Genomic DNA, 25,986 nt, shown 5'->3' on the forward strand with positions numbered 1-25,986 from the left:
ATTCACTTATGCCTTGAGGTGTGGTCCATGAATCTGGAGCTCAGCGAGGAGCAGGCGGCCGCGAGGCGGCTCGCCAGGGACTTCGTGGCGCGCGAGATCACCCCGAACGTCGTCGGCTGGGACCGCGCCGAAGAGGTCGACCGCGGCATCGTCAAGAAGCTCGGCGACGTCGGTTTCCTGGGCCTGACCATCGACGAGGAGTACGGCGGCTCGGGCGGCGACCACCTCGCGTACTGCCTGGTCACCGAGGAGCTCGGCCGCGGCGACTCGTCCGTGCGCGGCATCGTCTCCGTCTCGCTCGGTCTGGTCACCAAGACCATCCAGTCGTACGGGACCGAGGAGCAGAAGCGGAAGTGGCTGCCGCGGCTCACGGCCGGCGAGGCCCTCGGCTGCTTCGGACTCACCGAGCCCGGCACCGGCTCCGACGCCGGCAGCCTCACGACCCGGGCCGTCCGCGACTGCGACGACTACGTGATCAACGGCTCCAAGATGTTCATCACGAACGGCACCTGGGCCGACGTCGTCCTCCTCTTCGCCCGCTCCACCGACGCCCCCGGACACAAGGGTGTCACCGCCTTCCTCGTCCCCTCGGACACCCCCGGCCTCACCCGCCGCACCATCCACGGCAAGCTCGGCCTGCGCGGCCAGGCCACCGCCGAGCTGGTCCTCGAGGACGTCCGGGTCCCCGCCTCCGCGATGCTCGGGCCCGAGGGCAAGGGCTTCTCCGTCGCCATGTCGGCGCTCGCCAAGGGGCGCATGTCCGTGGCCGCGGGCTGCGTCGGCATCGCGCAGGCCGCGCTCGACGCCGCCGTGGGATACGCGGCGGAGCGCGAGCAGTTCGGCAAGTCCATCGCCTCGTACCAGCTGGTGCAGGAGCTGATCAGCGACATCTCTGTCGACGTGGACGCCGCGCGCCTGCTGACCTGGCGCGTCGCCGACCTCATCGACCGCGGCGAGGACTTCGCGACCGCGGCCTCCCAGGCGAAGCTGTTCGCCTCCGAGGCCGCGGTGCGCTGCGCGAACAACGCCCTCCAGGTCTTCGGCGGCTACGGCTACATCGACGAGTACCCGGTCGGCAAACTCCTGCGCGACGCCCGCGTCATGACCCTCTACGAGGGCACCAGCCAGATCCAGAAGCTCATCATCGGCCGCGCGCTCACCGGCGTATCGGCCTTCTGAGACCGGGCTGCCGAGTCCGGCTGTCGAGTCAGATTTCCGAGTCAGATTTCCGAGTCCGGCTTCCGGGCTCGGCTTCTGAGTACGTTTCTGAGTACGCGAGCGGATGGGGGTGCGCCCCCGTCCGCTCCATGCTGTCGCCCATGAGTGACACACCGGTCAAGCACAGGACCACCAACGCCTTCTACGGACAGGCCGTCGCCTCCTTCGCGCTCGCGCTCGTGGCGACCGCCGTCGGGGTCTACCGCATCGACGCCAGCGGCTGGGTCCGCGGCTTCCTCGCCATCGCCGTCCTCTATCTGACGACCTCCGCGTTCACGCTCGCCAAGGTCATCCGCGACCGTCAGGAGGTCGATCAGGTCGTCAGCCGTATCGACCAGGCCCGTATCGACAAGATCCTCGCCGACCACGACCCCTTCAAGCCCGTTGGCTGACGTACGGTACTAAGCGCTCGCTCAGCTCTAGGGGTATGGTGTTCGTCCTGTCCACGGGAGGATGTGAGCGAGCGATGAGCGCGGAGCGGCACGGCCAGAACGAGGCTGCCACGGACGACATGTCCTGGGCCGAGGTCACCCCGGACGCGGCCAGGCGGCTGCTGATCGCTGCTGTCCAGGCGTTCGCGGAGCGCGGCTACCACGCGACCACCACCCGGGACATCGCGAGCCGGGCCGGCATGAGCCCGGCCGCGCTCTACATTCACTACCGGACCAAGGAGGACCTGCTCCTCCGCATCAGCCGTATCGGCCACGAGAAGGCCCTGGAGATCCTCAAGGACGCGGCCGCCGAGGAGGGCACCGCCTCCGAGCGGCTCTCCGAGGCCGTACGGTCCTTCGTCCGCTGGCACGCGGCACGCCATCTGACGGCGCGCGTCGTGCAGTACGAGCTGGACTCGCTCGGCGAGGAGCACCGGCCGGAGATCGTGGCCCTGCGCCGTGAGAGCGACGCGACCGTGCGCGAGATCATCAACGACGGTGTGAAGGCGGGGGAGTTCGACGTCCCCGACGTCCCGGGCACCACGCTGGCCGTGCTGTCGCTCTGCATCGACGTGGCGCGCTGGTTCAACACGGAGGGGCGCCGGACACCCGACGAGGTCGGCGCGCTGTACGCCGACCTCGTCCTGCGGATGGTGGGGGCCCGGGTTTCCTGACCCCGGCGGGGCTCAGAGGTAGTAGCGGGACACCGACTCGGCGACGCACACCGGCTTGTCGCCGCCGTCGCGCTCGACGGTGAAGGCGACCGAGACCTGGACGCCGCCGGGCACGTCGTCGACGCCGGTGATCTTCGCGGTGGCGCGCAGCCGTGAGCCGACCGGCACCGGGGCGGGGAAGCGGACCTTGTTCGTCCCGTAGTTCACGCCCATCTTCATGCCGTCGACCTTGATCAGCTGCGGCCCGAAGAGGGGGAGCAGCGACAGGGTCAGATAACCGTGCGCGATCGTCGTGCCGAACGGCCCGTCCTTGGCGCGCTCGGGGTCGACATGGATCCACTGGTGGTCACCCGTGGCGTCCGCGAACTGGTCGATCCGCTTCTGCTCGATCTCGACCCAGTCGCTGTACCCCAGCTGCTCGCCCACCGCCGCGCGCAGCTCGTCGACCGTCGCGAAAACCCTCGGCTCTGCCATGTCCTGGCCTCCCATGTTTGCACCATGTGCGGATGTCTCAGGCGGATGTCTAAGCGCTTGCTCAGCATGCTAGGGCGGGCGACCTCTGTCAACGACGGCAGGGTCGGCCCAGTAGGCTCGGCACGGTGCCCCAGATTCCAGTGAAGATCCACGAACTCACCGTCGGTCAGCTGTCGGCGCGCAGCGGAGCCGCCGTCTCGGCCCTGCACTTCTACGAGGCCAAGGGCCTGATCAGCAGCCGCCGCACGACGGGCAACCAGCGCCGCTACCAGCGCGACACCCTGCGCAGGGTCGCGTTCATCCGCGCCGCGCAGCGCGTCGGCATCCCGCTCGCCACGATCCGTGACGCGCTGTCCGCGCTGCCCGAGGGGCGCACCCCGACCCGCGAGGACTGGGCACACCTCTCCGAGGCCTGGCGTTCCGAACTGGACCAGCGCATCACGCAGCTGGGGCGGCTGCGCGACCACCTGACCGACTGCATCGGGTGCGGCTGTCTGTCCCTGGAGAACTGTGTCCTCTCGAACCCGGACGACGTGTTCGGCGAGCGCCTCACAGGGTCCCGCCTGATGAAGGAGAACCGGGAAGGCGCCTGAGGGACTGCCGCTCAGCGGGGCGCGGAGACCAGCCCCGACTCGTAGGCGATGATGACGAGTTGGACCCGGTCCCGGGCGCCCAGTTTGGTGAACAGGCGGGCCACGTGCGACTTGGTCGTGGCCACGGTGATGTACAGCTCTTCGGCGATCTCGCTGTTCGACCGGCCGAGCCCCACCAGCGTCAGCACCTCGCGCTCCCGCTCGGTGATGCCCTCCACCGCACGCGGCGCGCGGGCGGGGGACGGCTCGGGGCGGCCCACGAAGTCGGCGATGAGGCGGCGCGTGATCCCCGGCGCGATCAGCGCGTCCCCGGCGGCGACGACCCGGATCGCGGCGAGGATGTCGTCGAGCGCCATGTCCTTGACCGCGAAGCCGCTCGCGCCGGCGCGCAGCGCGCCGTAGACGTAGTCGTCCTCGTCGAAGGTCGTCAGCACCAGCACACGGGTCGCCCCCGGGCCCGAGGTGACCAGGCTCGTGGCCTCGATCCCGTTCATGCCCGGCATCCGGATGTCCATCACGATCACATCGGGGCTGACCTCCCTCGCCAGCCGGACGGCCTCCTCACCGTTCGCGGCCTCCCCGACGACCTCCAGATCGGGGGTGTCGGCGATGAGGACGCGCAGCCCGGAGCGCACGAGCGGCTGGTCGTCGGCGAGCACCACGCGCACGGTCATCGGGCGTCCGCCCCGGACGCGGCGGCGTCGTCCGTCGCCGTCGCCGTCGGCTCCGGCAGCGGCAGCCGTGCCGCCACCCGGAAGCCTCCCTCGGGCCGCGGCCCCGCGCTGAACTCCCCGTGCAGCAGCGCCACCCGCTCCCGCATCCCGGTGATCCCGAACCCCACGCCCGGCCCCGCGCCTCGCATCCCGCGCCCCTCGTCGACGATCTCCACGGACAGCTCATCCTCCCCGAACCCAACGGTCACCCGGCACCGCCCGGCGCCCGAGTGCCGTACCACGTTCGTCAGCGCCTCCTGCACGATCCGGTACGCCGACAGGCCGATGTCGGGCGGCAGTTGACACCGCTGCCCGCTCCACCGCAGGTCGACCACGACGCCCGCGTCCGTGGTCGTGGCCGCGAGGCGCTCCAGATTGCCGAGGCCCGGCGCGGGTCCGTACGGCGCCGCCCCCGACTCCGCCGAAGGACCCGACCTGCGCAGCGCGACGAGCGTGCGCCGCAGCCCCGACAGGGTCTCCCTGCTCGTGGCCTCGATGGCGCTCAGGGCGGCCCGCGCCTCCAGCGGCTGCGTCTCGATGACCCGGCTGCCGACACCGGCCTGGATCGCGATGATGCCGATGCTGTGCGCGACCTGGTCGTGCAACTCGCGGGCGATCCGCAGCCGTTCTGCCGTGATCGCCTCGGCCACCTCGTGCGAGCGCAGCTCCGTCGCGTGCCGTCGGCGCTCGCGGCCGAGGAGGCCCACGACGCAGGCGGTGACCAGCGCCAGGAGGGCGATCGTCCCGATCGCGATGAGATTGTCGGGCCCGCTCGTGAAGCCGAGGATCGTCAGGCACTGCGTGAGGAACGCTAGGGAGACGGCGGCCACCGACGCCCGCAGGGTGCGGGTCGCGACGACGTACCCGAGCGTGATGTCGACCGCGACGAACGGCACGAACCACACAGGGCCGTGGTACTTGGCCACCGGCGGCAGGAGGGCGGTGACGAGCAGCACCATGACCAGGGCGGCCATGGGCCTGCGCCGGATCATGCCGACGAGCAGGACCGTCGCGAGCGCCGCGGCACAGGCCGGGAGGATGCCGGGCGCCCGCCGGTCGGTGTTGACCGCGGGGAGCAGGGCCATGAACGGGTACAGGACCGCGCCGATCCAGGTCAGGACGGAGCGGGCGCGCCCGAACGTGCGCTGGGGCGGCGAGGGTGTCGAGGTGGCGTCCACACAGGGATCGTAGGTGCGCCGTCCGCTCCCGGCATGAGTCCACGGGCTGCATCCCACGGGTGCATGCCGCCCCGGAGGAAGGCCGCCGACGGGCCGATGCGCGCCCCACATCCGCACCGGCACCGTTGCCCTCGTGATCGAAGTCAGCGAACTCACCAAGCGGTACGGCGACAAGACCGCCGTCGACCATCTCTCCTTCGCCGTCCGGCCGGGGCAGGTCACCGGCTTCCTCGGCCCCAACGGCGCGGGCAAGACGACCACGATGCGGATGCTCCTCGGCCTGGACACGCCCACTGCCGGCACCTCGACCATCGGCGGCGTCCCCTTCCGCACCCACCCGCGCGGCCTGCGCCACGTCGGCGCGCTGCTCGACGCCCAGCAGGTACACGGCGGGCGCAGCGCCGCCGCGCACCTCGGCGCCCTGGCCCGCGGCAACCGCATCCCGGCGAGCCGCGTGGCCGAGGTGCTCGCCGAGGTGGGCCTGACCGAGGCGGCCGGGCGCCGCATCGGCGGGTTCTCGCTCGGCATGAAGCAGCGGCTCGGCATCGCGGCGGCCCTGCTCGGCGACCCTCCTGTGCTGATGTTCGACGAGCCGATCAACGGCATGGATCCGGAGGGCGTGCTCTGGGTACGCGGGCTTTTCCGCCGCCTGGCAGCCGAGGGACGCACCGTCTTCCTCTCCAGCCATCTGATGACGGAGATGGAGAGCACCGCGGACCAGCTCGTCGTGATCGGACAGGGCCGCCTCATCGCCGCCGAGTCCGTACGGGAGTTCGCGGCCCGCAGCACCCGCTTCAGCGTGCTGGTCGCGACGCCGCAGGCCGGCGAGCTGACGGCCGTCCTCACGGCGGCCGGCGCGTCCGTCGAGCCGCACGGCCCGCCGGACGCGGCCAGGATCGCCGTGACCGGGCTGCCCGCCGAGCGCATCGGAGCGCTCGCCTTCGAGCACCGGATCATGCTGCACGAGCTGACCAACCGCACGGCCTCGCTGGAGGAGGCATTCATGGAACTCACCGCCGGCAGCGTCGAGTACCTGTCGGGAGACGCGGGAAAGGCGGGGCAGCCCCGATGACGAGCACCACCACAACAACGATCGCCGGGGCGGTGAACGAGCCGGCGGCTCGCTTCCTCGACCTCGTCGCCGCCGAGTGGATCAAGGTACGGTCGCTGCGCTCCACACCCTGGGTGATCGTCCTGGTCACGCTGGTCGTGACCGGCGTCGCCGCGGCCCGCGCCCTCGCCGACTACAACAACTTCCCGTCCTACAACGCCCTCACGCAGCGGGAGCACCCGTTCTCACTGGGCGATTCCTTTCCGGCGGAGGGGTATCTGACGCTGATGCTCGCCGCTGTGTCCGTCGGCGCGATCGCCACGGTCAGCGAGTACGGCAGCGGCCTCATCCGGACCACCACCGTGGCTGTCCCCGCGCGCGGCGCCGTGGTCCTCGCCAAGGCCGTCGTGCAGGCCGTCCTGTGGACCGTGCTCGGGTCGGTCGTCGGTCTCTGCTCGTTCTCCGTCGTGCAGGCCATCCTCAGCGGGCGGGACGCCGCGATCTCCCTCGGCGACCCCAACGCGCTGCGGGCGCTGGCCGCTTCGGCGCTGCTCGCCCCGGTGTGCGCGCTCGTCGGCCTCGGCCTGGGCGTCCTGATCCGGCACAGCGCCACCACCGTGGTCGCGGGCTCGTTCGTCCTGCTCCTGCTGCCGGTGTTCTTCTCGTCCCGCAAGCCGCTGTCCGTCACCTTCGCCAACGCGATGGTGCGCAACGCGTGGCAGCGCCTGGCCCAGATCTACGGAACGCCGCCCGAGGCGTACAACGGGGCCACGGTCGCCGGGAGCTGGACCGTGTACGTGCTCTGGCCGCTGGTCGCGCTCGCCCTGGCACTGCTCGTCGTACGGCGCCGCGACGTGTGACCGTATCCGGCACGTATCCGTCCGCAACCGGATCCGGGCGTCCGGATGTCTTCACCCGCAAGGGAGTTGGGGATGCATGAGGGCAGGACGGCAGGACGTATCACGGGGACGGGGAGACGCGTATGGGACTCGCCATCTGCTCGCTGAAGTACGAGGCCGCACGCTCGGGCCCGCAGAAGATCACCTATGACCGCGACGGCTACCACCTCGTCCGCTTCCCCTACGCGGCGGGCGAGGAGTCGTACGACCCCTGGAAGATGCACGACCCGCCGAAGGGGTCCAGGTACCCGGACACCCACTCGGGTCTGATCCGGCCGAGTCACGACGGGTGGGGCACCCTGTCCGCGCTGGTCTTCTGGGAGCCGGACTCCGGACCGCGCGAGTTCAGGGCACGCTTCGTGCGCGACCCGCTCGCCGGTTCGACCGGCTACGACTCGACCGCCACGACGGACTCGGCGCCGACCGGCGGCGGTCAGTACCGGTCGTACACCTGGCAGATGTTCGTGCACCCGGGAACCCCGGTCGGCCTGAAGATCTCGGTGCGCGGGGCGGGCGACGCGCTGATCCGTACGCCGCTGGTCCTCGCCGAGTTCAAGCTGGCCGTCCAGACGGACGTGATCACACCGAGCGGCTGAGACAGATGAGTGGACCGGGGGTGCGGCTCATGGGCGGCACCCCCGTCGTGCTCACACAGCCGTGCTCCAGCAGTCGTGCTCGTGCAGTCGTGCTCGTGCCGATGCGCTCACGCCGAGACAAGGACCCGTGCCCGCCAGGCTCCGGCCAGGGACGCGGGGGTGAGGACGGGGCGCGGCACCACGATGCCGCAGTGGGTGCAGACCGGTCCTGACGACGGTTCGTGCGCCAGGTCGTGCTCCCAGCGCAGTGTCGTGCCGGTGCAGACGGGACAGGCCGTGCCGGGCTCGCGCTCCAGGGCCGCGATGAGCCGGTTCAGAACCTCCGCGAGAGGCTCGGAGGGATGCACCATCGGGTCGTCGCACCAGGCGACGCCGAAGCCGCCCCAGGTCAGCCGGTGCCAGTCGTCGAACGTGCCCGGTCTGCGCAGCCCGTCGTGCTTCTCCTTGCGGCGGCGCTCCGCGAACTGCGTCTCGTACGCGAGCCAGACCGCCCGCGCCTCCTCGAGCTCGTCGAGCGCGGCCGTCAGGCGCGCCGGCTCGGGGGACCGGTCCTCGGGGTCGAACCCGGCCCGCGAGCACAGGTGGTCCCAGGTCGCCCGGTGCCCGTAAGGGGCAAACCGCTCCAGGCACTTGCGCAGCGAGTATCGCCGCAGTGCCAGATCATTGCGCGGGTCGCGCGCCTGTCTCGCCAGACTCCGGAATCCGGCCATCGCCCTGCACCTCCGTCACACGTACATGTACTTCGGCGTCGTCGTCGAAAGGACGTCGCCGAATAGACGTATCGACACTCGATTCGGATCCATGCCGTTCCATCCGATTTCCGATGGACTCCATCAGCGGCACCTCCTGGGGCCCGTTCGTCCCAGGGGGTCGCGTGTGGCGATTCCGAAAAGGTGACGCATGTTCATCTCCAGTCGGCTTCCTACCGCCGGTAACCTCCGGCGCACCATCGTCGGGAGGATCAGGCATGCGACGGCGCACCACACGAACCACCCAGCACAGAAGCCTCCGTAGAACTCTCCAGCGCACGGCCGCCACCGCGGTGTTCGTCCTCACGGCGGGGCTGCTGTCCCCGGTCGGTGAGGCGTCCGCCGCGGAGCCGGCACCGGCGCCCGACTACTGCGCGGGCCGGTGCGCGGACATCCTGCCGCCCGGCGCCAACGGCAGCGCCACGCTGGCCGAGATACTCGGCCACCGCCTCTTCGGCACCCAGCCCGCCCACGCCGACGATCAACTCGGCCCCTACGACGCGCTCGCCGCCGGGTACCCGTCCCTGACGGACGACACCCTCACCCAGTTCTTCAACGACTCCTCCTTCGGGGTCCCCGATGGTCAGGTCGGTTCCGTCACGCGCCCCCGCGACGATGTGACGATCACCCGTGACAAGAAGAACGGTGTACCCCATGTCAAAGGTTCCACGCGCTACGGAACAGAGTTCGGCGCCGGCTACGCCGCAGGTCAGGACCGGCTCTGGCTGATCGACCTGTTCCGGCACATCGGCCGCGGCGAGCTCACGTCGTTCGCGGGCGGGGCCCTCGCCAACCAGGGACTCGAGCAGGAGTTCTGGCCGCAGGCCCCGTACACCGAGCAGGACCTGGAGAAGCAGGTCGAATACATCAGGACGACCCAGGGCGCCCGTGGCAAGCAGGCCATGGACGACGCGCAGGCCTACATCGACGGGCTCAACGCCTATCGCGAGAAGTCGAAGAACGGCCGCTACTTCCCAGGTGAGTACGTCCTGACCGGCAAGATCGACGCGATCACGAACGTGGGCGAGATCCAGCCGTTCAAGGTGACCGACATGATCGCGCTCGCCTCGGTCGTCGGCGGCCTCTTCGGAGGCGGCGGCGGGGGAGAGGTCGGCCAGGCCCTCTCGCTCCTGTCGGCGCAGCAGAAGTACGGCGTCGAGCGGGGCACCGAGGTCTGGGAGTCCTTCCGCGGACGCGACGACCCCGAGGCCGTGACGACCATCCACGACGGTACGAGCTTCCCTTACGGCGCCAAGCCCGAGAACCCGCGTGGCGAGGCGCTGCCCGACAAGGGCACCGTCGAGAGCGAACCCCTCGTGTACGACCGTGAGGGCTCGGCCAAGCCGGCCGAGGCGGGGCGCAAGGCCCCCGTCAAGGCACCGGCGAAGCTCAAGCCGCTCCAGGGCATGTACGACAAGGGCGTGCTGCCCGCGGACACGTTCAGGAACTCCGACTCCAAGAAGGGCATGTCCAACGCCCTCCTCGTCTCCGGCAAGCACACCGCGTCCGGCCACCCGGTCGCCGTGTTCGGCCCGCAGACCGGGTACTTCGCCCCGCAGCTCCTGATGATGCAGGAGCTCCAGGGTCCGGGCATCAGTGCGCGCGGCGTCTCGTTCGCGGGCGTCGGCATGTACATCCAGCTCGGCCGCGGCCAGGACTACGCCTGGTCGGCGACCTCGGCGGGCCAGGACATCACGGACACGTACGCCGTGGAACTGTGCGAGCCGGACGGCGCGACGCCCACCCGGCAGTCCACGAACTACCTGTACCGCGGCACCTGCACGCCCATGGAGAAGCTGGAGAAGAAGAACGCCTGGAAGCCGACCCTCGCCGACTCCACAGCGGCCGGCTCCTACCGGATGCAGGTCTTCCGCACGAAGTACGGCATCGTCACGCACCGTGCGGCGGTCGGCGGCAAGCCCGTCGCGTACACCTCGCTGCGCTCGACGTACCGGCACGAGGCCGACTCCATCATCGGCTTCCAGATGCTGAACGACCCGTCGTACGTGAAGGACGCGGCGACCTTCGAGAAGGCCGCGCAGCACATCAGCTACGCCTTCAACTGGTTCTACGCCGACTCGCGCGACATCGCGTACTACAACAGCGGCGCCAACCCGGTGCGCGCGGCCGGTGTCGACGCCTCCTTCCCGGTGAAGGCCGAGAAGGCCTACGAGTGGCGGGACTTCGACCCGACGGGCAACACGGCCGCGTACGCGCCGCCGTCCCAGCACCCGAACTCCGTGGACCAGGACTACTACGTCTCCTGGAACAACAAGCAGGCCAAGGGGTTCGGCGCCGCCAACTTCAGCCTGGGCGCCGTGCACCGCGCCGATCTGCTCGACGGGCGCGTGAAGCGGCTCGTCGCCGAGGGCGGCGTCACCAGGGCCTCGCTCACCCAGGCCATGGAGGAGGCCGCCCTCACGGATCTGCGGGGCGAGCAGGTGCTGCCCGAGATCCTCAAGGTCATCCGCAGCAAGCCCGTCGACGACCCCGCCCTGAACAAGGCCGTGCAGCAGCTGGAGGCCTGGCGCAAGGGCGGCGCCCAGCGCAACCAGACGTCGGCCGGCTCGCACACCTACGCGCACCCGGACGCCGTACGCATCATGGACGCCTGGTGGCCGCTCCTGGTGAAGGCCGAGTTCGAGCCCGGCCTCGGCGGCGACCTGTACGGGGCGCTCACCGGCGAACTGGCCATCGACGAGTCGCCGTCCGCCGGCCACGGCCCGACCGGCGCGCACGCGGGATCGGCGTTCCAGTACGGCTGGTGGGGCTATGTGGACAAGGACCTGCGCACGGTCCTCGGGCAGCCGGTGAAGGGCAGGCTCGGCGCCGCCTACTGCGGCGGCGGCAAACTCGACGCCTGCCGCGACGTCCTGCTCGCCACGCTCGTGCAGGCGGCCGCGAAGCCCGCCGCCGAGGTCTACCCCGGCGACGACGCGTGCAAGGCCGGCGACCAGTGGTGCTCGGACACCATCATCCACCGGGCGCTCGGCGGCATCACGCACCGCGGGATCCAGTGGCAGAACCGTCCGACGTACCAGCAGGTCGTCGAATTCCCGGCGCACCGGCCGTAGTCCGGCCGCTTCCATGGGGCACGCACCCGCGTGCCCCATGGGGGTCAGCCCAGTTCGCGCTCCCTCGTCTCCGGCAGGGCGAGGACGCAGAGCAGGGAGACGACGGCCATCGCGCTGACGTACCAGCCCACCGAGGAAGAGCCGAACTCGCCCTGGAGCCGCGTGGCCACGAGCGGTGACACCGCGCCGCCGAGCACCCCGCCCAGGTTGTACGCGAAGGACGCCCCGGAGTAGCGCACGCGCACCCCGAACAGCTCCGGCAGGTACGCGCCCATCGGCCCGTACACGACGCCCATGCAGAACAGCGCGCCGCCGAGGGCGAGCGCGATCAGCACGGGCTGCCCGGTGTCCATGAGCGGGAAGAGGACCAGGCCCCAGACCACCGCGAGCCCGGCGCCGGCCAGCACGAGCCTGCGGCGCCCGCCCGCGTCCGAGCGGGTCGCGGCCAGCCAGGTGCCCGCCGCGAGGAAGAGGCAGGCGACGAGCGAGACCGCGAGCATCGTGTTGCGCGGGACGCCGAGGGTCGTCGTGCCGTAGGCGAGGCAGTACGTGGTCGCGGTGTAGAAGAGTCCGTACGCGACGACCATGCCGCCCGCGCCGAGCAGGATCTCGCGGGGGTGCCGCCTGAAGACCTCCAGCGCAGGCGCCTTGCTCGCCTCCTGCTCCTTCATCACCTTGGCGAACACCGGCGTCTCACTGATCTTCAGCCGCACGAAGAGGCCGACGGCGACCAGCAGGAAGGAGAGCAGGAACGGCACGCGCCAGCCCCACGAGTGGAACGCCTCGTCGTCGAGCGTCGTCGACAGGATCCAGAAGATGCCGGTCGCCGCGAAGAAGCCCACGGACGGGCCGAGTTGAGGGAACGCCGCGAAGAGACCGCGCTTGCCGCGCGGCGCGTGTTCCACGGCGAGCAGCGCCGCCCCGCCCCACTCGCCGCCGAGGCCCACGCCCTGGAGGAAGCGCAGCAGCACGAGCAGCAGCGGCGCCCACACGCCCAAGGTGCTGTATCCGGGCAGCAGGCCGACGCACGCCGTCGACAGGCCCATCAGGAGCAGCGAGGCGACGAGGACGGACTTGCGGCCGACGCGGTCGCCGAAGTGACCGAACAGGAGCGAGCCGATGGGGCGGGCCGCGAAGGCCACCGCGTAGGTCGAGAAGGACGCGAGGGTCGCGTTGAGGGAGGAGAGGTTCGGGAAGAAGGCTTCGTTGAGGACGAGGGCGGCGGCCGTTCCGTAGACGTAGAAGTCGTAGAACTCGATCGCGGTCCCGATGAAACTGGCGACGGCCACGCGGCGCAGGCTCTCGGGGCTGTCCCCGTCAGAATCCGCGCCCGTGACCGTGTTCTGCCTGGTGGAGTCGTCTTTGAGCACGTACTGCACTGTGGTTGTGCGTGTACATGGCAGTCAATACGCGGAATGGGTCGTCCCGTATCGCGAGACGTCAGGGGCCAGGCCCTACTTGTACGCCAGGTACCGGCTGCGCACCGCCCGGAACGCCGCGAGTTCGCCCTGCCAGGCCGCGACCACCTCGTCCGTGGACGCCCCGGCGTCGATCATCGTCCGCACCTGGGTGGACCCCGTGAGCTTGTCGATCCAGTTGTCCGAGCGCCAGGCGAAACCGCCCCAGGACTTCTTCGCCGTCACCAGGAGCGCGATGCCGGTGCGTACGGGGTCGTACGCGGCCCGGTCCCTGACGTGGATCTGCACGCCGCCGATCGTCTTGCCCTGGAACTTGGAGAAGGTCGGCGCGAAGTACGCCTCGCGGAAGTCCACGCCGGGCAGGTGGAGTTCGTTGGCGGCGGCCGCCCAGCGTCCGTCGACGTCCTCGGCGCCGAGCAGTTCGAAGGGGCGGGTCGTGCCGCGGCCCTCGGAGAGGTTCGTGCCCTCGAACAGGCAGGTGCCCGAGTAGACGAGCGCGGTGTCGGGGGTCGGCATGTTCGGGCTGGGCGGCACCCACGGCAGCCCCGACGCGTCGTAGAAGTCGCGCCGCTTCCAGCCCGTCATCCGGACCGTCTCCAGCTCGACGGGCTTCGCGAGGTACTCGCCGTTGAACAGGCGCGCCAGCTCCGTGACCGTCATCCCGTGGGCCTGGGAGATCTCGCGCCGGCCGACGAACGTCGCGAACTCCTTGTGGAGGACGGGCCCGTAGGCCCCGCGCCCGGTCACCGGGTTCGGCCGGTCGAGCACCACGAACCGCTTCCCGGCGAGCTGCGCGGCCTCCATGCAGTCGTAGAGCGTCCAGATGTACGTGTAGAAGCGGGCGCCCGCGTCCTGGATGTCGAAGACGACGGTGTCGACACCGGACGCGGTGAAGACGTCCGCCAGCGCCTGCCCGCTCTTCAAGTAGGTGTCGTAGACGGGCAGTCCGGTCGCCGGATCGTCGTAGCGCCCCTCCGAGCCGCCCGCCTGCGCCGTGCCGCGGAAGCCGTGCTCGGGCCCGAACACCGCGGTCAGCTTCACGCGTTCGTCGGTGTGCATCACGTCGACGATGTGCTTGACGTCGCGCGTGACGCCGGTCGGGTTCGTCACGAAGCCGACCTTCTGCCCGGCGAGGATCCGGTATCCGTCGGCCGCGAGCCGCTCGAAACCGGTGCGGAGCCGGCCGGCGTCCTTCTCCGCGGCGAGCGCGGGGGACGCCGAGCCCGCCGTGGCGGCCACCGCCGAGGCGGTGGTGGCGGCGAGCAGGCTCCGTCTGGACACGTTCATGTGGTGACCTCCGTGATCGCGGAAGGTGGCATGTGCACGCACGCTAGCGTGCGCCGCGCCCCCGCGGAACGAAGCCGACCGCGACACCTCTTCCGTTGTGCTGACCGACTGCTTAGTCTGTAACGGGAAATCGAGTCAAGGGAGACCGATGGTGGACAGCCTGCACGGCACGGGGGTCGTCGTCACCGGCGCGGGAGGCGGCATCGGAGCCGCGCTCGCCCGCCGCTTCGCCGCTTCGGGAGCGCGCGTCGTCGTGAACGACCTGGACGCGGGGAAGGCCAAGGCGGTCGCGGACGAGATCGGCGCCACGGCGGTGCCGGGCGACGCGTCCGAGATCGTGCCCGAGGCGCTGGACGCCCTGGACGGCACCGTGGACGTCTACTGCGCCAACGCGGGGCTCGCCTCCGGCGGCACCGAGGACGCCGACGAGCAGATCTGGGCCGCCGCCTGGGACGTCAACGTGATGGCGCACGTCCGTGCCGCGAAGGCCCTGCTGCCCGGCTGGCTGGAGCGCGGCAGCGGCCGCTTCGTCTCCACCGTCTCCGCGGCCGGGCTGCTCACGATGGTCGGCGCCGCGCCCTACAGCGTCACCAAGCACGGCGCGTACGCCTTCGCCGAGTGGCTCTCCCTCACCTACCGTCACCGCGGGCTCAAGGTCCACGCGATCTGCCCCCAGGGCGTGCGTACGGACATGCTCACCGCCTCCGGATCCGCCGGGGAGCTCGTCCTCGCGCCGACCGCGATCGAGCCCGAGGACGTCGCCGACGCGCTCTTCGCGGGCATGGCGGAGGACCGCTTCCTGATCCTCCCGCACCCCGAGGTCGCCGGGTACTACGCGGCGAGGGCCGCGACGCCCGACCGCTGGCTGTCGAACATGAACCACATCCAGCAGAAGTGGGAGGCGGCACAGAAGTGAGCTCCTCGATCTATGCGGCCATGCCCTGGCTCGGGCAGCTCTCCGAGGCGCAGCGGGCCCCGGTCACCCCGGCCGAGTCCGTGCTGCACGCATTCCGCGCCGCGGTCCGCAAGGCCCCCGACCGCACTGCCGTCGCCTACTTCGACGGCCGCCTCAGCTACCGCGAGCTCGACGAGCTCAGCGACTCCGTCGCCGGGCACCTCGCCGCGCGCGGCCTCGAGCGCGGCGACCGCGCCGCCCTCATGCTGCAGAACTCCCCGCACTTCGTGATCGGCCTGCTCGCCGCCTACAAGGCGGGCGCCACCGTCGTCCCGGTCAACCCGATGTACAAGGCGGGCGAGGTCACCCACGTCCTGCACGACGCCGACGTGACCGCCCTGATCTGCTCGGACCGGGCCTGGGAGGCGTATCTGCGCGAGACCGCGGCGGACTCTCCCGTACGGATCGCGCTCACCGCCTGCGAGCTGGACCTCCAGACGCGGGGCGACGAGCGGGTCCTCAAGTTCGAGCGCGTGGAGCCACAGGCCGAGGACGCCGACGACCTCCTGACGGTCGCCCGCGCGGGCCACGCGGCGCCCGAAGGCCGCGACCCGGGCCCGGGCGACATCGCGCTCATCAGCTACACCTCCGGCACCAGCGGCACGCCCAAGGGCGCCACGAACCTGCACCGCAACATCACGTACAACGCCGAGCGCCAGCGCGCCGGACTCGGCATCCCCGAAGGCGGCACGTACTTCGGGCTCGCGCCGCTCTTCCACATCACGGGCATGGTCTGCGAGCTGGTCTCCTCCTTCGCGAACACGGGCACCCTCGTCCTCGCGTACCGCTTCGAGGCGGGCGTCGTCCTGGACGCGTTCGCCGAGCACCGGCCCGCCTACACCGTGGGCCCCTCGACCGCGTTCATGGCGCTCGCCGCGCACCCGGCCGCTACCCGCGAGCACTTCGAATCCTTCCAGTCGATCTCGTCCGGCGGCGCGCCGGTGCCGCCCGCCCTCGTGGAGAAGTTCCGGGCCGGCTTCGGCCCCTACATCCACAACGGCTACGGCCTCACCGAGTGCACCGCTCCCTGCGCCTCCGTGCCGCCCGGCAAGGAAGCCCCCGTCGACCCCGTCTCCGGCACCCTCGCCGTCGGCGTCCCGGGACCCGAGAGCATCGTCCGGATCGTGGACGACCTCGGCCAGGAGGTGCCCTTCGGCGAGCAGGGCGAGATAGCCGTCCGCGGCCCCCAGGTCGTGCCCGGCTACTGGAAGCGCCCCGACGCCACCGCCGAGTCGTTCCCGGACGGCGAACTGCGCACCGGGGACATCGGCTTCATGGACGCCGACGGCTGGCTCTACGTCGTCGACCGCAAGAAGGACATGATCAACGCCTCCGGCTTCAAGGTCTGGCCCCGCGAGGTGGAGGACGTCCTCTACACGCACGAGGCCGTGCGCGAGGCCGCCGTCGTGGGTGTCCCCGACCCCTACCGCGGGGAGACGGTCAGGGCGTACGTGAGTCTGAGCCCGGGCGCCTCGGTGGGCCCGGACGACCTGTCCGCCTACTGCAAGGAGCGGCTCGCCGTGTACAAGTACCCGCGCGAGGTGGAGATCCTGCCCGAGCTGCCGAAGACGACAAGTGGGAAGATCCTCCGGCGGGAACTGCGTTCCCGTACACAGAACAGCTGATCGCAGGAGAAAGGCAGGTGGCGGCAGTGCCCAGGACGTCGGACGGAGACGGTACGCCCGTCCCTCAGAGGCTGCTCGCCGCCGCCACCCGGCTCTTCGCCGAGCGCGGTTACGACCGCACCTCGGTGCAGGAGATCGTCGAGGCGGCCGGCGTCACCAAGGGCGCGCTCTACCACTACTTCGGCTCGAAGGACGACCTGCTGCACGAGGTGTACGCGCGCGTGCTGCGCCTTCAGCAGGAGCGCCTCGACGCGTTCGCGGACGCCGACGCGCCCGTGGAGCAGCGGCTGCGCGACGCGGCGGCCGACGTGGTGGTCACGACCATCGAGAACCTCGACGACGCGTCGATCTTCTTCCGCTCCATGCACCACCTCAGCCCGGACAAGAACAAGCAGGTGCGGTCCGAGCGGCGGCGCTACCACGAGCGGTTCAGGGCCCTGATCGAGGAGGGCCAGCAGGCCGGTGTGTTCTCCACGGCCACGCCCGCCGACCTGGTGGTCGACTACCACTTCGGGTCGGTGCACCACCTCTCCACCTGGTACCGCCCGGGCGGCCCGCTCGCCCCGCAGGAGGTCGCGGACCACCTGGCGGACCTGCTGCTGCGCGCACTGCGTCCCTGACGCCGCTCAGGCCCGGAGACACGGCCAAGGGCCCCCGCACTCACGCCGAGTGCGGGGCCCTTCGCTGTCACGCGGTCACCGCGTCACTGCCCCGGACCGTCAGTGGTCGTCCCAGTGGCCGTCGTGCTGCGCGTGCCGGTGACCGTCGTGGACGTAGTCGACGTGATCGCCGTGGGTGACGGCCTGGTGCCCGCAGTCCTGGCCGTGCTGGTGCTCGTGGCCCTGGTGCGTGGTGTGGGCGCCGGGCTCGCACTCGTCCCAGTGGCCGTTGTGCTCCGCGTGCAGATGCCCCTCGTGCGCGTAGTCGACGTGGTCCCCGTGCGGCACCGCCGTGTGGCCGCAGCCCTCGCCGTGGGTGTGCTCGTGGACGGGGTGTTCCTGGTGGAGAGTGGTCATGAAGCCAGGCTAGCCGGAAATGCCCGAATCATTCCGTTATGGAAATCTTGTGCCTGTTCCTGTGACCGTCGCGAGGAGTACGTCGGATGAAGGCGATCAGCTACAGCGGCTACGGCGGTCCCGAGGTGCTCGAGTACGGGGAGGCGCGCGACCCCAAGGTCGGGCCCGACTCCGTCCTGGTGAAGGTCAGGGCCGCGGCGGTGAACCCCGTCGACTGGAAGGCCCGCGAGGGCTACCTCGACCCGGTGCTCGACGCCGTCTTCCCGGTGATCCCCGGCTGGGACGTGTCCGGCGTCGTGATCCAACCCGGCGCCTCCGTCACCGAGTTCGTCACCGGCGACGAGGTGATCGGCTACGTGCGCGAGGACTTCCTCTCCCACGGGACGTTCGCCGAGTACGTCGCCGCGCCCGTGCGCACCCTGGCCCGCAAGCCCCGGAACCTGACCTACGAGGAGGCCGCCGGACTGCCGCTCGCCGGGCTCACCGCCTACCAGGTCCTGACCGGCGCCCTCGCCGTGCAGGAGGGCGACGTGGTGCTCGTCCACGCGGCGGCCGGCGGCGTCGGGTCGATCGCGGTCCAGCTGGGCCGTCATCTCGGCGCCCGCGTCATCGGCACGGCGAGCGAGCGCAACCACGACTTCCTGCGGGAGCTGGGCGCCGAACCCGTCACGTACGGGGAAGGCCTCGCCGAACGCGTGCGGGCCCTCGCGCCGGAGGGCGTGGACGCCGTGTTCGACACGGTGGGCGGGGAGGCCCTGAAGGTGTCCGCGGACCTGCTCGCTCCGGGCGGCCGTCTCGCGTCCATCGCGGACGCCTCGGTCGTCGACCTGGGCGGCCGCTACGTCTTCGTGCGCCCCGACGCCGCCGACCTCGCGCGCCTCGCTGACCTCGCGGAACAGGACGTGGTCACGGTGCACGTCGACGAGACGTTCCCGCTGGAGCGGGCCGCCGACGCCCAGCGGCTGAGTGCCGAGGGCCGCACCAGGGGCAAGATCGTGGTCACTGTGCCGTGGACCGACTGACCGACCGAATGCCCGACCGGCTGCCGAGGATCGGCGACAGCCCCCACCGGGTCGGGGGCGTCACACCACGAGCGCCGCGAACGCGGCCAACGCCACCGAGCAGGTCACCGCCACCACGGCCGCGCGGGCGGTCATCACGGGCGGCCGCGCCTCGTGCAGTGCCAGATCGCGGATCCGGCGGTGCGCCACCGCCAGGAACCCCAGCCACGCCAGGAAGCACAGGGCCGCGCCCAGCACACCGAGCGTGTCCGTGCCGCCGTGCAGTGCCGCCCTGGCCGCGAGGATCGCCGCCACGGTGCACGACAGTGTCGTCCGCCGCCAGGCGAGCCGCGTCCGCGCGGGCTGGAGCCCCGGGTCGCGCCCGGCCGCCGCTGCGCCGCCTCGTCCGTCGCCGGGCGGCTGCGACGGGCCGCTCACCCCGCCCACCCGGCCAGCACGACCACCACCATCGCGACGGCCACCAGCGCCACGACCACGCTCAGCAGTGCCGGGAACCGCGAGACGGGCAGGTCCTCGCCCCGCCGCATCGCCCGCTCGCAGCGCACCCAGTGGCTGACCGCCCGCAGGGAGCACAGAGCGCCTGCCGCGAGCAGCGCGAGCGCGAGACCGGCCCGCCAGGCCCAGCGCAGGTCCGGCAGGAACTGGTCCACGGCGAACCCGCCGCCGATCAGGGCGAGCGCCGTGCGCAGCCAGGCCAGGAACGTGCGCTCGTTGGCCAGCGAGAAGCGGTAGTCGGGCGTATCGCCGTCGTCCCGCACCCGCTCGGGCGCGAACCAGAGGCGGACACTGCGCACAAATTCGATCACGGGGGCGACCCTATCCGGGCGGCCGGGGCAGGCCCGCGGCCTCTGCGCGGTAGGCCCGCAGCCGCTCGTACGCGTCGAGCCCGTCCGGCACCCACGGCCACTCGGGCAGCCGCCGCTCCAGCTCCTCGTCGGTGAGGAAGTCGTGCCAGGCCACCTCCTCCGCCTGCGGGTTCACGGGCAGCTCGCAGCGCACCTCGTACAGGTACGACCACCAGGTCCGACCCGCCCCGCCGTCGTACAGGAACTTGAACAGGGGCTCGGGGCGGGGCAGCCCGAAGACGCCGAGCTCCTCCTCCGCCTCGCGCAGCGCCGCGTCGTCGTAGGACTCCCCGGTGCCCACGACGCCGCCGACGAACATGTCGTACAGCGACGGGAACACCAGCTTCGTCGGAGTGCGCCGGTGCACGAAGATCCGGCCGGCGCCGTCCCTGGCCTGGATGAACACGCACCGGTGGCGCAGTCCGCGGGCGTAGGCCTCGCCGCGCGGTGCCTGCCCGACCACCCGGTCGTGCTCGTCGACGATGTCGAGGACTTCCGCTGCCGGATCCGGGGCGTCAGCGGCGTGCGGGGGATCGCTGGGAGGGGTCATGCGCCCATGAGACCAGACCCGGCGGCCCCCCGGGGGATCAGACCCCGACCCCTGCCCGGTCCCCCTCCCGAGGGCCCGTGGTCGGCATCGCCGGATGCATCCCGAGCAGCACGATCCCCGCCACGATCGCCGTGAGCCCGGTCGCCTGCCAGGCGAGCGCCCCGGCGTCCGTGCGCAGTTGGTCGCCCATGAAGCCGACGCCGCACGCGATGCCCGCGAGCGGCTGCGCGGCCGTCAGCGCGGGCAGCGACATCCGCAGCGGCGCCATCTCGAAGGCGCTCTGCACCAGGATCAGGCCCGTGATGCCGAGCGCCAGGACCCCGTACGGCTGCCAGCTGGTGACCAACCCACCCCAGCCGCCCGACGAGAACAGCTGACCGCTCATCCGCGTCAGCGCGTCCTGTACTCCGTAGAGGAGCCCGGCCGCCACGCCCAGCAGGACCGGGGCCGAGCTCATCCGTGACTTCTTCGCGTACGCGGTGAGCAGCAGCGCGCCGCCCACCATCAGGCCGATGATCAGCCAGCGCCGCAGCGGGTCGGTGACGGCGTCGCCGCTGCGTGGCTCGCCCGCCACGATGAAGGCCGTCACCCCGCCCGCGAGGAGGGCCAGCCCCGACCAGCCCTGTTTGCCGAGGGGCTGGCGCGTCTGGTGGCGCGAGAGGGCGAGCGCGAACAGGAGGTTGGTCGCGAGCAGCGGTTCGACGAGGGAGATCTCCCCGTTGCCCAGCGCGATCGCGCCGAGCACCATGCCGCACACCATGAAACCTATGCCGAACAGCCAGCGGGGGACCCGTACGAGGTCGAGGAGCAGGCGCGGCGACAGGAAGTCGTTCAGCGGGGCGTGCTGCGCCGCGTTCTGCTGGAGCACGAATCCGATGCCCAGGCAGAAGGCCGCGGAGACGGCGAGGACGAGTACGAGAACCGACACGCTGCGCACCTCGAGAATGCAGGTATCAAGATCGGCCATGGGCGGGTCGTTGCACGGGTGTAAGGCCGACGATAGCGCCCTGCGGCACGGGCTGCCCCGCGAGTGACCCGGTCGGTGAGGTTGACGCCGCCCACCCCCGTACCCAAGATCTGACCCACCGGTAACTTTCGAGAGGGACGGACCCCAATGACGACGTACGACGCGGACGTGATCGTGATCGGGGCGGGCCTCGCCGGGCTCGCCGCGGTGGCGGAACTCGTGGACGCGGGCCGCAAGGTGATCCTCCTGGACCAGGAGCCGGAGCAGTCCATCGGCGGGCAGGCGCACTGGTCCTTCGGCGGCCTCTTCTTCGTCGACTCGCCCGAGCAGCGCCGCCTGCGGATCAAGGACAGCCACGCGCTCGCGCTCCAGGACTGGATGGGCACCGCCGGCTTCGACCGCGCCGAGGACCACTGGCCGCGCAAGTGGGCCGAGGCGTACGTCGACTTCGCCGCGGGCGAGAAGCGGTCCTGGCTGCACCAGCAGGGCGTCCGGTTCTTCCCCGTGGTCGGCTGGGCGGAGCGCGGCGGCTACGACGCGAACGGGCACGGGAACTCGGTGCCGCGCTTCCACATCACCTGGGGGACCGGCCCCGGCCTCGTCGCGCCCTTCGAGCGCCGGGTCAGGGAGGGGGCGGCGCGCGGTCTGGTCGAGTTGAAGTTCCGACACCGGGTGACCGGCCTGTCCCGCAGCGCCGGCGCCGTCGACACCGTCACCGGCGAGGTCCTCGAACCGTCGTCCATCGAACGCGGCCAGGGCAGCAGCCGTACGGTCACGGGCTCCTTCGAGCTCAAGGCGCAGGCGGTGATCGTCACCTCCGGCGGCATCGGCGGAAACCACGACCTCGTCCGCGCGAACTGGCCCGAGCGCCTCGGCACCCCGCCCGAGAAGATGCTCTCCGGCGTGCCCGCGCACGTCGACGGCCTGATGCTCGGGATCACGGAGAACGCGGGCGCGCACCTCATCAACCGCGACCGCATGTGGCACTACACCGAGGGCATCGAGAACTGGAACCCCATCTGGGACAAGCACGGCATACGCATCCTGCCGGGCCCGTCCTCGCTCTGGCTCGACGCGCGCGGCGAGCGTCTGCCCGTGCCGCTCTTCCCCGGCTTCGACACCCTCGGCACCCTCGACCACATCATGAAGACCGGATACGGCTACACGTGGTTCGTGCTCAACCAGCGCATCATCGGCAAGGAGTTCACCCTCAGCGGCTCCGAGCAGAATCCCGACCTGACCGGGAAGTCCGTGCGCGGGGTCATCGACCGCGCCCGTGCCGACGTGCCGGCGCCCGTCAAGGCGTTCATGGACCACGGCGCCGACTTCGTCATCGAGAAGGACCTCCCGGCCCTGGTGCGCGGCATGAACGCCCTCGCCGAGAAGTCGTCGGGTCCGCTGATCGACGAGGCCGCGCTGCGGAGCACCCTCGTCGCCCGCGACCGCGAGATCGTCAACCCCTTCACCAAGGACCTCCAGGTGACCGCCATCCGCGGCACCCGCAAGTTCCTCGGCGACCGCCTCATCCGCACCGCCGCGCCGCACCGCATCCTCGACCCGAAGGCGGGCCCGCTGGTCGCGGTGCGCCTCAACATCCTCACCCGCAAGTCCCTCGGCGGCCTGGAGACCGACCTGTCCTCGCGCGTCCTGACCGAGGGCGGCGAGCCGCTGCCGGGCGTGTACGCGGCGGGGGAGGCGGCCGGGTTCGGCGGCGGGGGAGTGCACGGCTACCGCTCCCTCGAAGGGACCTTCCTCGGCGGCTGCCTCTTCTCGGGCCGCACGGCGGGCCGCGCCGCGGCCGCCGCGACCGGCTGAATCTTGCCTTGACAGCACCCCGGACCCCGCTTCCTGGTTCGGGGTGCTGTCTCGTGTCATCAGTTCAACTGCCCAGGTGGGAGCGGGAATTGGTGCATCGCGAGGGTGAACTCGGAGGATTGTGAAACGAGTTGGTGAAGACCATTCCTTGGTCTGCTCTTGACTCGGAGCGCCCGGTACCGCTTTGCTGTGCGTGATCACCTCAAGCAAGCCGCGTCGTAGAGGATTTCCCGCGGTGCCCCCACCCCCGCCACCACTCGGGCGTGCCCGCAAGCGGGCCGCTCCCCCGTTCGACTCCGCGCTCGACGACAGCGACCTCGTCGCCGCCCGCGCGGCCCTCGCTCAGGGGCGCTGGACCGAGGTCAGGGAACTGATCTCGGCCACCGGCGACGACTGGGACCGCCGCGGCCACCGCATCGTCGTCCTCGCCGAGGAACCGACGACCACCGCATGGGTCAGGGACTGGCGGCTCGCCGAACCCGAATCCGCCGACGCGGCCGTCCTGCTCGCCCTCGCCGCCGTGCAGCGCGCCCGGATCGGCAAGACGCGCCCCGAGAAGGCCCGCGACGCCTGCCGCGACGCGGCGGCCCTCGTGCCCGCCGACCCCACGCCCTGGCTCGGACTCCTGCTCCTGGAACGGGACATGGGCCGCGAGGAGGACGTCGTCCGCCTCTTCGACGAGATCCGCCACCGCCACGCCGAGCACCACCACGCCCACCACCTGATGGTCGCCAGGCTCGCCGAACGCCGCCCCGACGCGGGCCAGGACCCCCTGCACGAGGTGTACGACTTCGCGTCCTGGGCCGCCGAACAGGCGGGCCACGGCTCACCGCTCGCCGTCCTCCCCGTGGTCGCTCACGCCGAGCGCTACCGGGTCCTCGCCGCCGCCGGCAGCGAACCGCCCGACCCCAAGGCGTCCGGACACTGGACGGGCCGCCGCGCCCGTCTCGTGATGAAGACCGCCTTCGACTGGTGGCTCGAATGGGGCACTCCGGAGCGCCCCGCCCATCCGCGCGGCCGCGTCGACCTGAACTTCCTCGCCCACGCCAAGTCCTGCGAGGGCAGGCCCGCGGAGGCCGCAGCGCTGTTCCACCGCATCGGCCGGCACGCCACCGCCGCCCCCTGGTCGTACCCGGACCGCGATCCGCACGAAGCGTTCCGTGCCGCGCGCGCTGCCGCGCTCGGCACGGCCTAGGACGACGCCCCCGGAAAACCCCAGACATCCGCACCAGCAGCGCTCATCCACAGGGAAGGGACAACCCCGCCATGACGACGGGCAGTTCGAGCACGAGCGACACGGCACGACCCCCCGAGTCCGACGCGGGGATCAGCACCTTCAAGGGGCAGGACAGCGCCCTGCGCGCCGGCCGCCTCGGCACGGCGGGCCTGCTCCTGTCCGTGCTGGCCGCGACGGGCCCGCTCATGGTGGTCGCCGGCGTCATGCCCACCACGTTCGCCGTGATGGGCGTCGTCGGGCAGCCGCTGCTCTTTCTCATCCTGGGCGTCGTCCTCGCCCTGTTCAGCGTCGGCTACGCCGAGATGAGCCGGCACGTCCACAACGCCGGTGCCTTCTACGCGTACATATCCCGCGGTCTCGGCCCGACCGCCGGCGCGGGCGCCGCCCTGGTCGCGCTCGTCGCCTACAGCGTCCTCCAGGTCGGCATCTACGGGATGTTCGGCTTCGAGGTGTCCAACCTCTTCGCCACCTATCTCGACCTGAGCATCGCCTGGTGGATCCCGGCGCTTGTGGCCGTGCTCGCCGTCGGCGCGCTCGCCCTGCTGAAGATCGACGTGAACGCGCGCGTGCTCGGCGTACTCCTGCTCGTCGAGGTCGCGCTCGTCGTCGTCTTCGACGTCGCTGCGATCGGCGACCCGGCCAAGGAAGGCCTGTCGCTGCACGCCTTCAACCCTGACACCCTCACCGGCGCGGGCGTCGGCACCGCCCTGTGCTTCTGCATCGCCGCCTTCACCGGCTTCGAGCAGGCGCCCGTGTACGCGGAGGAGACCAGCCGCCCGCACATCCTCGTGCCGCGCGTGATGTTCATGGCGGTCGGCTTCGTCGCCGTCTTCTTCGCCATCAGCTCCTGGGCGCTCACCGTCGCCGCCGGACCCTCCGCGATCATCCCGACCGCGCAGAAGCAGAGCGCGGGCCTGATGTTCTTCCTGACGGAGAGCAGACTCGGGGGCACGTTCACGGACATCGTCCATGTCCTGTTCGTCACCGGCATGTTCGCGGCGCTCCTCAGCTTCCACAACGTCGTCTCGCGCTATGCCTTCGCCATGGGCCGCGAGGGCCTGCTGCCCGCCACCTTCGGCCGTACCAACAGCTCCAGCGGCGCGCCCGGCACCGGCTCCCTGCTCCAGACCGCCCTCTCCCTGATCGTCGTCGTGGCCTTCGCGGTCACCGACGACGGCAAGGCGGGCGACCCGACGGCGCCCGTGCTCAAGCTCTTCACCTGGGGCGGAAACGTCGGCGCGCTCGGCATCATCCTGCTGATGGCCGCCGCCTCGCTGGCCGTGATCGTCTTCTTCGTCAGGCGCGGCGCCGCGGGCGCCCAGATCTGGCGCCTCGTCGCGTCGGGGATCGCCGGGATCGCGCTGCTCGTCATCGCGTTCTACACGGTCAAGGACTTCGACGTCCTCGTCGGCTCGGGCCCCGGCTCCTCCCTCAACTGGGTGCTGCCCGGCATCATCGCGCTGGCCGCCGTCATCGGCCTCGTCCACGGCCTCGTCCTGCGCGGGCGCAACCCCGAGGCGCACGCCGGGATCGGCCTCGGCAACGAGGCGTTCCAGCTGGAGAAGGCGGCCGGCGGGCCCGCCGAGAAGTGACAGAACG

26 protein-coding genes are annotated in these 25,986 nt (G+C 71.3%); 15 read left to right on the top strand and 11 right to left on the bottom strand.

Features of this window, described 5'->3' with window-relative positions; all coding sequences use genetic code 11:
• Positions 1-27: 27 nt before the first annotated feature.
• The 3 genes from OG758_RS36435 (at position 28) to OG758_RS36445 (ending at position 2,323) form a co-directional block, all read left to right on the top strand.
• On the top strand, positions 28-1,179 hold the full coding sequence (locus OG758_RS36435; RefSeq protein ID WP_326713791.1) for an acyl-CoA dehydrogenase family protein: 1,152 nt from the start codon (positions 28-30) through the stop codon (positions 1,177-1,179).
• A 140-nt stretch (positions 1,180-1,319) separates the two neighbouring features.
• Complete coding sequence (locus OG758_RS36440) at positions 1,320-1,610, top strand: YiaA/YiaB family inner membrane protein (RefSeq protein WP_326713792.1); 291 nt, start codon at positions 1,320-1,322, stop codon at positions 1,608-1,610.
• Between the two features lie 74 nt (positions 1,611-1,684).
• Positions 1,685-2,323 (top strand): TetR/AcrR family transcriptional regulator, encoded by a 639-nt coding sequence (locus tag OG758_RS36445; RefSeq protein ID WP_266668800.1) that lies wholly within the window; start codon positions 1,685-1,687, stop codon positions 2,321-2,323.
• A 12-nt stretch (positions 2,324-2,335) separates the two neighbouring features.
• Here OG758_RS36445 and OG758_RS36450 read toward each other — a convergent pair whose 3' ends face one another.
• Positions 2,336-2,797, bottom strand: a complete 462-nt coding sequence (locus OG758_RS36450; RefSeq protein WP_266566073.1) for a MaoC family dehydratase — start codon at positions 2,795-2,797, stop codon at positions 2,336-2,338.
• Positions 2,798-2,922: 125 nt separating this feature from the next.
• Between OG758_RS36450 and soxR the strand changes: the two genes are divergently transcribed.
• Positions 2,923-3,390: a redox-sensitive transcriptional activator SoxR gene (soxR, locus tag OG758_RS36455; RefSeq protein ID WP_326713793.1), complete on the top strand. Its 468-nt coding sequence runs from the start codon at positions 2,923-2,925 to the stop codon at positions 3,388-3,390.
• A gap of 11 nt (positions 3,391-3,401) precedes the next feature.
• Here soxR and OG758_RS36460 read toward each other — a convergent pair whose 3' ends face one another.
• Together OG758_RS36460 and OG758_RS36465 are read right to left on the bottom strand one after the other, a co-directional pair.
• Positions 3,402-4,064: a response regulator transcription factor gene (locus OG758_RS36460; protein ID WP_326713794.1), complete on the bottom strand. Its 663-nt coding sequence runs from the start codon at positions 4,062-4,064 to the stop codon at positions 3,402-3,404.
• Positions 4,061-5,281, bottom strand: a complete 1,221-nt coding sequence (locus tag OG758_RS36465) for a sensor histidine kinase (RefSeq protein ID WP_326713795.1) — start codon at positions 5,279-5,281, stop codon at positions 4,061-4,063. The genes OG758_RS36460 and OG758_RS36465 overlap by 4 nt, the downstream gene beginning before the upstream one ends.
• 133 nt (positions 5,282-5,414) lie before the next feature.
• On the opposite strand from OG758_RS36465, the gene OG758_RS36470 reads away from it, so the two are divergent.
• The 3 genes from OG758_RS36470 to OG758_RS36480 all read left to right on the top strand — a co-directional run bounded on the left by OG758_RS36470 (position 5,415) and on the right by OG758_RS36480 (position 7,827).
• Positions 5,415-6,353 (top strand): ABC transporter ATP-binding protein, encoded by a 939-nt coding sequence (locus tag OG758_RS36470; RefSeq protein ID WP_326713796.1) that lies wholly within the window; start codon positions 5,415-5,417, stop codon positions 6,351-6,353.
• Positions 6,350-7,192 (top strand): ABC transporter permease, encoded by an 843-nt coding sequence (locus tag OG758_RS36475; protein WP_326713797.1) that lies wholly within the window; start codon positions 6,350-6,352, stop codon positions 7,190-7,192. Before OG758_RS36470 ends, OG758_RS36475 begins: the two co-directional genes overlap by 4 nt.
• 122 nt (positions 7,193-7,314) lie before the next feature.
• Entirely contained in the window at positions 7,315-7,827 is a 513-nt protein-coding gene (locus OG758_RS36480; RefSeq protein ID WP_326713798.1) for a hypothetical protein, read from the top strand.
• A gap of 107 nt (positions 7,828-7,934) precedes the next feature.
• Here OG758_RS36480 and OG758_RS36485 read toward each other — a convergent pair whose 3' ends face one another.
• A complete protein-coding gene (locus OG758_RS36485) occupies positions 7,935-8,537 on the bottom strand; it encodes a hypothetical protein (protein ID WP_326713799.1) in 603 nt (200 codons plus the stop codon).
• A 257-nt stretch (positions 8,538-8,794) separates the two neighbouring features.
• Here OG758_RS36485 and OG758_RS36490 point away from each other — a divergent pair, with 257 nt between their 5' ends.
• On the top strand, positions 8,795-11,650 hold the full coding sequence (locus OG758_RS36490; RefSeq protein ID WP_326713800.1) for a penicillin acylase family protein: 2,856 nt from the start codon (positions 8,795-8,797) through the stop codon (positions 11,648-11,650).
• 44 nt (positions 11,651-11,694) lie between these two features.
• On the opposite strand, the gene OG758_RS36495 is transcribed toward OG758_RS36490, so the two are convergent.
• Both OG758_RS36495 and OG758_RS36500 read right to left on the bottom strand, forming a co-directional pair.
• Positions 11,695-13,020: an MFS transporter gene (locus OG758_RS36495; protein WP_326713801.1), complete on the bottom strand. Its 1,326-nt coding sequence runs from the start codon at positions 13,018-13,020 to the stop codon at positions 11,695-11,697.
• An 84-nt stretch (positions 13,021-13,104) separates the two neighbouring features.
• Positions 13,105-14,355 (bottom strand): exo-beta-N-acetylmuramidase NamZ family protein, encoded by a 1,251-nt coding sequence (locus OG758_RS36500; RefSeq protein WP_326713802.1) that lies wholly within the window; start codon positions 14,353-14,355, stop codon positions 13,105-13,107.
• Positions 14,356-14,503: 148 nt separating this feature from the next.
• Between OG758_RS36500 and OG758_RS36505 the strand changes: the two genes are divergently transcribed.
• The 3 genes from OG758_RS36505 to OG758_RS36515 are packed head-to-tail and all read left to right on the top strand — an operon-like array spanning position 14,504 to position 17,555.
• Positions 14,504-15,271: an SDR family oxidoreductase gene (locus OG758_RS36505; protein ID WP_326713803.1), complete on the top strand. Its 768-nt coding sequence runs from the start codon at positions 14,504-14,506 to the stop codon at positions 15,269-15,271.
• The gene (locus OG758_RS36510) at positions 15,268-16,935 is read left to right on the top strand and encodes a class I adenylate-forming enzyme family protein (protein ID WP_326713804.1); all 1,668 of its coding nucleotides are present in this window, start codon (positions 15,268-15,270) and stop codon (positions 16,933-16,935) included. Before OG758_RS36505 ends, OG758_RS36510 begins: the two co-directional genes overlap by 4 nt.
• A gap of 26 nt (positions 16,936-16,961) precedes the next feature.
• A complete protein-coding gene (locus OG758_RS36515; protein ID WP_326716158.1) occupies positions 16,962-17,555 on the top strand; it encodes a TetR/AcrR family transcriptional regulator in 594 nt (197 codons plus the stop codon).
• A 99-nt stretch (positions 17,556-17,654) separates the two neighbouring features.
• On the opposite strand, the gene OG758_RS36520 is transcribed toward OG758_RS36515, so the two are convergent.
• The gene (locus OG758_RS36520) at positions 17,655-17,951 is read right to left on the bottom strand and encodes a hypothetical protein (RefSeq protein ID WP_116502976.1); all 297 of its coding nucleotides are present in this window, start codon (positions 17,949-17,951) and stop codon (positions 17,655-17,657) included.
• A gap of 86 nt (positions 17,952-18,037) precedes the next feature.
• Here OG758_RS36520 and OG758_RS36525 point away from each other — a divergent pair, with 86 nt between their 5' ends.
• On the top strand, positions 18,038-18,973 hold the full coding sequence (locus OG758_RS36525) for an NADP-dependent oxidoreductase (protein WP_326713805.1): 936 nt from the start codon (positions 18,038-18,040) through the stop codon (positions 18,971-18,973).
• A 60-nt stretch (positions 18,974-19,033) separates the two neighbouring features.
• Here the strand turns inward: OG758_RS36525 and OG758_RS36530 are convergent, their stop codons facing one another.
• Genes OG758_RS36530 through OG758_RS36545 form a run of 4 tightly spaced genes read right to left on the bottom strand, consistent with a single transcriptional unit; the run spans position 19,034 to position 21,296 of the window.
• Complete coding sequence (locus OG758_RS36530) at positions 19,034-19,390, bottom strand: DUF202 domain-containing protein (RefSeq protein ID WP_326713806.1); 357 nt, start codon at positions 19,388-19,390, stop codon at positions 19,034-19,036.
• Complete coding sequence (locus OG758_RS36535; protein WP_266668769.1) at positions 19,387-19,779, bottom strand: YidH family protein; 393 nt, start codon at positions 19,777-19,779, stop codon at positions 19,387-19,389. The genes OG758_RS36530 and OG758_RS36535 overlap by 4 nt, the downstream gene beginning before the upstream one ends.
• Positions 19,780-19,789: 10 nt before the next feature.
• Positions 19,790-20,368, bottom strand: coding sequence for an NUDIX hydrolase (locus tag OG758_RS36540; RefSeq protein ID WP_326713807.1), 579 nt, complete (start codon positions 20,366-20,368; stop codon positions 19,790-19,792).
• A 37-nt stretch (positions 20,369-20,405) separates the two neighbouring features.
• The gene (locus OG758_RS36545) at positions 20,406-21,296 is read right to left on the bottom strand and encodes a DMT family transporter (RefSeq protein ID WP_326713808.1); all 891 of its coding nucleotides are present in this window, start codon (positions 21,294-21,296) and stop codon (positions 20,406-20,408) included.
• 186 nt (positions 21,297-21,482) lie between these two features.
• On the opposite strand from OG758_RS36545, the gene OG758_RS36550 reads away from it, so the two are divergent.
• The 3 genes from OG758_RS36550 to OG758_RS36560 all read left to right on the top strand — a co-directional run bounded on the left by OG758_RS36550 (position 21,483) and on the right by OG758_RS36560 (position 25,979).
• Positions 21,483-23,150, top strand: coding sequence for an FAD-binding dehydrogenase (locus OG758_RS36550; protein WP_326713809.1), 1,668 nt, complete (start codon positions 21,483-21,485; stop codon positions 23,148-23,150).
• 235 nt (positions 23,151-23,385) lie between these two features.
• Positions 23,386-24,345 carry a hypothetical protein gene (locus OG758_RS36555; protein WP_326713810.1) on the top strand — a complete coding sequence of 320 codons (960 nt, stop codon included), beginning with the start codon at positions 23,386-23,388 and terminating at the stop codon, positions 24,343-24,345.
• A gap of 71 nt (positions 24,346-24,416) precedes the next feature.
• Complete coding sequence (locus tag OG758_RS36560) at positions 24,417-25,979, top strand: APC family permease (RefSeq protein ID WP_326713811.1); 1,563 nt, start codon at positions 24,417-24,419, stop codon at positions 25,977-25,979.
• Positions 25,980-25,986 lie beyond the last annotated feature (7 nt).

Source organism: Streptomyces sp. NBC_01474, assembly GCF_035918215.1.
Lineage (GTDB): Bacteria > Actinomycetota > Actinomycetes > Streptomycetales > Streptomycetaceae > Streptomyces > Streptomyces aureus.

What these genes read in the sequence shown, in the direction of transcription:
- OG758_RS36435 (WP_326713791.1), top strand. Translation starts at nt 28, where the DNA reads ATGAATCTGGAGCTCAGCGAGGAGCAGGCGGCCGCGAGGCGGCTCGCC.
- OG758_RS36440 (WP_326713792.1), top strand. Translation starts at nt 1,320, where the DNA reads ATGAGTGACACACCGGTCAAGCACAGGACCACCAACGCCTTCTACGGA.
- OG758_RS36445 (WP_266668800.1), top strand. Translation starts at nt 1,685, where the DNA reads ATGAGCGCGGAGCGGCACGGCCAGAACGAGGCTGCCACGGACGACATG.
- OG758_RS36450 (WP_266566073.1), bottom strand. Translation starts at nt 2,797, where the DNA reads ATGGCAGAGCCGAGGGTTTTCGCGACGGTCGACGAGCTGCGCGCGGCG.
- OG758_RS36460 (WP_326713794.1), bottom strand. Translation starts at nt 4,064, where the DNA reads ATGACCGTGCGCGTGGTGCTCGCCGACGACCAGCCGCTCGTGCGCTCC.
- OG758_RS36475 (WP_326713797.1), top strand. Translation starts at nt 6,350, where the DNA reads ATGACGAGCACCACCACAACAACGATCGCCGGGGCGGTGAACGAGCCG.
- OG758_RS36480 (WP_326713798.1), top strand. Translation starts at nt 7,315, where the DNA reads ATGGGACTCGCCATCTGCTCGCTGAAGTACGAGGCCGCACGCTCGGGC.
- OG758_RS36485 (WP_326713799.1), bottom strand. Translation starts at nt 8,537, where the DNA reads ATGGCCGGATTCCGGAGTCTGGCGAGACAGGCGCGCGACCCGCGCAAT.
- OG758_RS36490 (WP_326713800.1), top strand. Translation starts at nt 8,795, where the DNA reads ATGCGACGGCGCACCACACGAACCACCCAGCACAGAAGCCTCCGTAGA.
- OG758_RS36500 (WP_326713802.1), bottom strand. Translation starts at nt 14,355, where the DNA reads ATGAACGTGTCCAGACGGAGCCTGCTCGCCGCCACCACCGCCTCGGCG.
- OG758_RS36505 (WP_326713803.1), top strand. Translation starts at nt 14,504, where the DNA reads ATGGTGGACAGCCTGCACGGCACGGGGGTCGTCGTCACCGGCGCGGGA.
- OG758_RS36520 (WP_116502976.1), bottom strand. Translation starts at nt 17,951, where the DNA reads ATGACCACTCTCCACCAGGAACACCCCGTCCACGAGCACACCCACGGC.
- OG758_RS36525 (WP_326713805.1), top strand. Translation starts at nt 18,038, where the DNA reads ATGAAGGCGATCAGCTACAGCGGCTACGGCGGTCCCGAGGTGCTCGAG.
- OG758_RS36540 (WP_326713807.1), bottom strand. Translation starts at nt 20,368, where the DNA reads ATGACCCCTCCCAGCGATCCCCCGCACGCCGCTGACGCCCCGGATCCG.
- OG758_RS36550 (WP_326713809.1), top strand. Translation starts at nt 21,483, where the DNA reads ATGACGACGTACGACGCGGACGTGATCGTGATCGGGGCGGGCCTCGCC.
- OG758_RS36560 (WP_326713811.1), top strand. Translation starts at nt 24,417, where the DNA reads ATGACGACGGGCAGTTCGAGCACGAGCGACACGGCACGACCCCCCGAG.